This is a genomic window from Pseudomonas sp. 2835, assembly GCF_050435905.1.
Taxonomy (GTDB): Bacteria; Pseudomonadota; Gammaproteobacteria; order Pseudomonadales; family Pseudomonadaceae; genus Aquipseudomonas.
On record NZ_JBNDLE010000040.1, the window covers coordinates 1 to 5,059 of the forward strand.

Below are 5,059 nucleotides of genomic sequence, written 5' to 3' on the forward strand. Positions count from 1 at the left end.
ACTGCGGTATCCGAGGTGTGGGGCGTTGGCCGGCGGCTGAGTGTGCACTTTGAAGGCATGGGCATCAAGACGGCAATGGACCTGGCCAGGGCCGACCCTCGGACGCTGCGCAAGAAATTCAGCGTGGTGGTCGAGAAGACCGCCCGGGAGCTGGCCGGCACGCCCTGCCTGGAACTGGACGAGCCGAACCCGCCAAAGCAGGAGATTTGCTGTAGCCGGATGTTTGGCAAGCGGCTCAAGGAACTACCCCCGATTAAGGAAGCGCTAGCCACCTACATGATGCGGGCGTCGGAAAAGCTGCGAGCCCAGGGTTCTGTCTGCAGGAAGCTGCGCGTCAGCATCCGCACCGGTATGTTCAATCCCGATGAGGCCAAGTACGCCAATGGCGTGATCGTCGATCTGCCATATCCCACCGATGACGTGCGACTGCTCACGAAGGCTGCGGTCGATGCGCTTGATCGCGTGTTCCGGCCTGGCTTCAACTACAGCAAGGCCGAGGTGCTGCTGCTGAATCTCTGCCAGCGCGGTGAGTACACCGACGACTTGTTCGCCGCGGCGCAGCCTACCGAGGCGACCAGGGTGATGGTGGTGCTCGACCAGATCAATGAGCGATGGGGCAGGGGCACACTGAGGGCGGCGAGTGTACCCGTGAACCCCGATTGGGGGATGCGCCGGGAGATGATGAGCCGTAGCTACACAACACGGCTGGATCAGCTATGGAAGGTCTCGTGCAGTTGAGGTGCGAGTGCTTCGCATGAGGTCGGAGACACACACACAGACTGCGCTATGACACTTACTCTTGCCACCACCGCCCTAGTTCATGGAACCCGCGAGGCGAACTTGCCCCGATAGCTGCGCAACGAGTTGTCGCCGTCACTGATGTCGACGATCAAGGACTGTTACTGTAGGAGCGCGTTAAGACTTCGGCTAGTGAGTGGGAAAAGGGCGATTCCGGCCGGCTTCTTTCGACCCTTTGCGGCCGTTCGTGGATGACCTAAACCGGCCAATACCAGCCAGTCGCATGCTTACATGACCGGCTAGAGCAGAACCTCGCTAGAAAACGCAGTGGATTCGGATGCTGACGGACAGCAATAAGCATCCGGCTGGGCAAGGTACAGAAGGGCACTTAAGCCATCGCCTACCCCGTCACCTCAGTAGAGATGGCGCAGGTCATGCTTGACCACCGCATCGACCACCAGGCTGGTGGCCTTGCCCAACAGGCCCGTACCGTTCATGTGCTCGGACAGCATCTTGGAAAAGGCTGGAATCTGCCTTTCGTCCAGGTGTGTTGCGCGATCCCACAAGCCCGCGGCCAGCAGTTCTGGGCAGTGCTGGAAGCGATAGCGCTCGACGTTCACGACGGTAGCGACCCGAGGTGGCTTGCCGTTGATTGCCAGTGGGGCGAGCAAGTTCGAGTCGTTGTTCAACCAGGCGCGCCCGGCCACGGATAAAACCGTGTCGGCGCCGGGCTGAAGGAAGGACAGGCGCAAAGCGCCATCGACGAGGATATTGCTCAGGCTGCAGGCAACCTTGTTGCCGGGGCGTTCCGGTACCAGCAGAGTGTAGCGATCCAGTACCTGGACGAAACCAGCCGGGTCACCTCGTGGCGACATCTCGGTGGCGTCGGCCTGGCGCTGCGTGAGCATCAGCAGGTAGGGCGAGGCGGCGATGAAGGCCTGCGCTGGCTCGGACAAGGCCTGCCCTGTGTCAGCTAAAAAGGGCGTGGTGTACTCTCTGGCTCGCCAGAAATCGGCGCGCACCTTGGCTCGCGAACAGTGCAGGAACAGCGCCTCGGCGCGAAACTCCAACAGCTTTCCGGCCCGCAGAGAGCCCCGGCCATTGGCGCGCAGGCTGAACCCCACGCCGGGCAGGATGAAATACAGACTGCAGGCCATTTCCTCTATCGGCTGCTGTGAGATCGTTTTGTCTGCCGGCCAGGGCAGCAGGATGTCTTGGCCCTCGGCCCGTAACACTGGATGGTGGCGCAAATCGAGGTACTCGATATCTAACCGCGGGTCGGCGAAGCCGACGGCGCAAACCGTCGCTTGGCGGATCATCAGCAGGCAGTGCTCATCCAACCTGCGCTGCAGGCGTTTGTGCATCATCGCCGGTGGTGGCGGAATCAGTGCGCGCAAGGCGCTTAACGATTCGATTCTGTACTCGGGCATAGCAGGTCTTCCTGTGCCATGGTCGTGTCATTGATGCTAGGCAGTCCGATGACGGCTGGCCATGGCTCTGCGGTTCAACCTGCATGGCTTTTGGTTGCAACCTGCACTTGCATGGCCGACGGCTGGCCGCCGCTCTGCACCGTGCGTTAGAGTCGTTACCTAAGCAACTACCAAGAGCAAGCCCGATGGTCAGAAGTACCACCGTATCGGCCGTCGCAGTGCTGGATCTGCACGACCAGTTGCTGAATCTCGGCGTGGTCACTGCAACCCAGTTGCGGGAGGCCGGGGTGGAGGGTGCCAAACTTCTCGACCAGGGGGCTGCGGCATCGCCGATCCAGGAGCAGCGTGTCGACGAGACCCAGTTACTGGCGCTGTGGCAGTTCGCCGCGAACAACACGCAATTGCCGCATATCGGCCTGCTGATCGGGCAGACCTTCAACCCCGCCACGCATGGCGTGCTGGCTAGTTGGTTGTGCCAATGCAGTCGGGTGAGCGAGGCGCTGGAAGTGTTCCAGCGGCATATCGCGCTGATGAACCCTTCGGAGCGCTGGCAGTACAGTGAAACGGCAGATGCTCTGGTGCTGGAGATCACCTTCGCTCCCGGCAAAACCTACCCGCAGGCCGCCATCGAACGCAGCATGAGTGCAGTGCTGTGCTGGAGCCGGAAGATGACCGGCGTAGCGCTGCGGCCTCTGGCCTGCGAGTTCGCTTTCCCATCCCCGGCCTACCATGCGCACTATGTCGAGCTGTTCGGCGGCGAGCTGCGCTTCGACAGCGAGAGAAACAGCCTCCACCTGCCGCGCGACTTCCTGCAGCATCCCATTCTCGGTGCCAGCGACTACCTGCGACAGATGCTGGAGTCTCGTGCAAGGGCGACACTCGCGCAGCTGCAAGACGCAGATACGCTTGCCGGCACGGTGCGTCGCTTGATTCTCGCAAGCCTGCCCGAAGGCATGAGCATCGAGCCAACCTGCCAGGCGTTGCACGTCAGTCGCACCACGCTCTACCGACGCTTGAAGGAAGAGGGCACCAGTTTCAGCGCGCTGGTGGCGGAGGTACGTCGCAAGTTGTCCGCGGAGCTGATTCGCCAGGGGCTGCCCGTGGCGACGGTCAGCGAGCGGCTGGGGTTCAGGGATACGAGCACTTTCCACCGTGCCTTCAAGCGCTGGTTCGACTGCCCTCCGGGAGCCTTTCGAGACTAGCAATGGGCTTGCCGCTTGCGGCGTCAATGGCGCGTTAAGCGAGGCGATTGAATTGCCGCTGAAAAGGTAGGTACCTGCGAACCTCAATGCAGGAGACTGGCCTGCTGCAAATCAGTCCGCTTCTGGCCGATTTCTGCCCGTCGCGACCGGCAGCTATAGGTCGAAAGCAGCCATCCACAACCGGCAGCTAACGACCCAGGGTAGACATTCGGTGGGATACACTGTCTGGCATCAGCGATCTCACATCAAAGCACAGGCTATGCGTTCAAGAAGGAACAACTGGGCTGGTGGGTGTCGCGGACTTCGAAGCGATTCGGCGCAGATCGGCCAGGCGCCGGGCCTGGCGCAAGGCGAGGAGTGCGCGCTCATTGAGCAGGACCACCCGGTGGTGCTGGGTCTTGGTCCGGTCTTCCGGCTGGCCATCGACGATAATGCGCCGGATGTTCGCGGTTGTTGCCTCCACGAGGGTTCATAGATAGCTCATAACGAATGACACCTCGCTGTTAGCCGTTCCAGGTCTTACCCCTGAGTCATTCTTGCCGCCGTTGCTTGCGGGAAGTATTCGATAATATCGTGCGCTCAGTGGTATCCGGAAATTTCCGCCTGTAGAGGTGTAGTCGCTGAATACGTGATCTTTGTTTAGTTCCAGAGGGGTTTGATTGCCGTCTAGTATTTGTAGGGCAATGCCTTTGGCAGTTGAGGTCTGGTTTAGCTCGATGATGCCCTGGCCTGCATCCCAGGCTGGGGTGGTCGGGTTTGGAGCTAAACTGTACATAACCTTATTTATTCCACTGGGGCAGTTGTTGAGTAGGATGTTGAATGCAGTTGCTTTCGAAGTGTCACCAATGTCGGAAAAAACGCCAAGATCATACTGTCCCATTTCAACGTTTACATCTGGGGTTTCGCAGGACTGAGCTACAATCGATACGGTTTTAGAAAGGCGCATTGCTAAGGGCTGTAGCGTACCTACCTGATGGTAACCGATATCCCCCGCAGGGATAGTTAAATCCCCCTTGAGTGGCGCTATTTTAAGTAGGCGCAGGGAGTGCGTAGAACCGTTGTAACCATATCCCCCAGCACCTTCTGTGCCAGCACCCGCTCCTCGTATAGGGTTTCCGTTGAGTATCCATTGCCACGCTAGACCGCTACTTTTGATTGGGAAAATATATGAAGTAGGGGAGTCTGTTCCTACGTTGTTTTTGACTCCCCATTTATGCTCGGTTGCGCATTTATATGAGCTGTTCCCTTGAAATGTTTTTGTGGTTGTTTGGTAAATTATTGTATTATCTGGGGTGTCCCTAGGGACGGATAGTGTTGATGGTATGTCAATCAATATGGGGTTTTGATGGTGGCCATCATAAAAAACGCACTCTGCCGAAACGTCGTACGACATACAAGCTAAAGTCGCCAGCAAAAAAAATCGGTAGAGGGCCATTATATTTTTGACCTCTCTATGAATTCCCAGTAGTAGCCAGGGTTTTCAGACTTAAATTTGTTATAATACTGAGTGGGCTTGGTGGGCTTGGGGTTTGCATCTTTTGAATAGATAGCGCATCCAGAAAGAGCACTAAAAATGCTTGCAAGAATAATTAAATTTAGCTTATAATTGCTTGCTTGCTTGCTTGCTTGCTTGCTTGCTTGCTTGCTTGCTTGCTTGCTTGCTTGCTTGCTTGCTTGCTTGCTTGCTTG

General features: G+C 57.8%; 4 protein-coding genes and 1 pseudogene. 2 read left to right on the top strand and 3 right to left on the bottom strand.

Features of this window, described 5'->3' with window-relative positions:
* The coding region (locus tag ABIE20_RS27560; protein WP_429508720.1) for a DUF4113 domain-containing protein at nucleotides 1-738 on the top strand (738 nt) is incomplete at its 5' end.
* A 413-nt stretch (nucleotides 739-1,151) separates the two neighbouring features.
* On the opposite strand, the gene ABIE20_RS27565 is transcribed toward ABIE20_RS27560, so the two are convergent.
* A complete protein-coding gene (locus ABIE20_RS27565; protein WP_429508721.1) occupies nucleotides 1,152-2,168 on the bottom strand; it encodes a hypothetical protein in 1,017 nt (338 codons plus the stop codon).
* A gap of 185 nt (nucleotides 2,169-2,353) precedes the next feature.
* On the opposite strand from ABIE20_RS27565, the gene ABIE20_RS27570 reads away from it, so the two are divergent.
* Complete coding sequence (locus ABIE20_RS27570) at nucleotides 2,354-3,370, top strand: AraC family transcriptional regulator ligand-binding domain-containing protein (RefSeq protein WP_429508722.1); 1,017 nt, start codon at nucleotides 2,354-2,356, stop codon at nucleotides 3,368-3,370.
* A gap of 469 nt (nucleotides 3,371-3,839) precedes the next feature.
* On the opposite strand, the gene ABIE20_RS27575 is transcribed toward ABIE20_RS27570, so the two are convergent.
* Both ABIE20_RS27575 and ABIE20_RS27580 read right to left on the bottom strand, forming a co-directional pair.
* Entirely contained in the window at nucleotides 3,840-4,805 is a 966-nt protein-coding gene (locus ABIE20_RS27575; protein ID WP_429508724.1) for a fimbrial protein, read from the bottom strand.
* Nucleotides 4,805-5,059, bottom strand: a pseudogene (locus ABIE20_RS27580) (hypothetical protein); the annotation flags it as partial. The gene ABIE20_RS27575 and the pseudogene ABIE20_RS27580, both read right to left, overlap by 1 nt.

What these genes read in the sequence shown, in the direction of transcription:
- ABIE20_RS27575 (WP_429508724.1), bottom strand. Translation starts at nt 4,805, where the DNA reads ATGGCCCTCTACCGATTTTTTTTGCTGGCGACTTTAGCTTGTATGTCG.
- ABIE20_RS27570 (WP_429508722.1), top strand. Translation starts at nt 2,354, where the DNA reads ATGGTCAGAAGTACCACCGTATCGGCCGTCGCAGTGCTGGATCTGCAC.
- ABIE20_RS27565 (WP_429508721.1), bottom strand. Translation starts at nt 2,168, where the DNA reads ATGCCCGAGTACAGAATCGAATCGTTAAGCGCCTTGCGCGCACTGATT.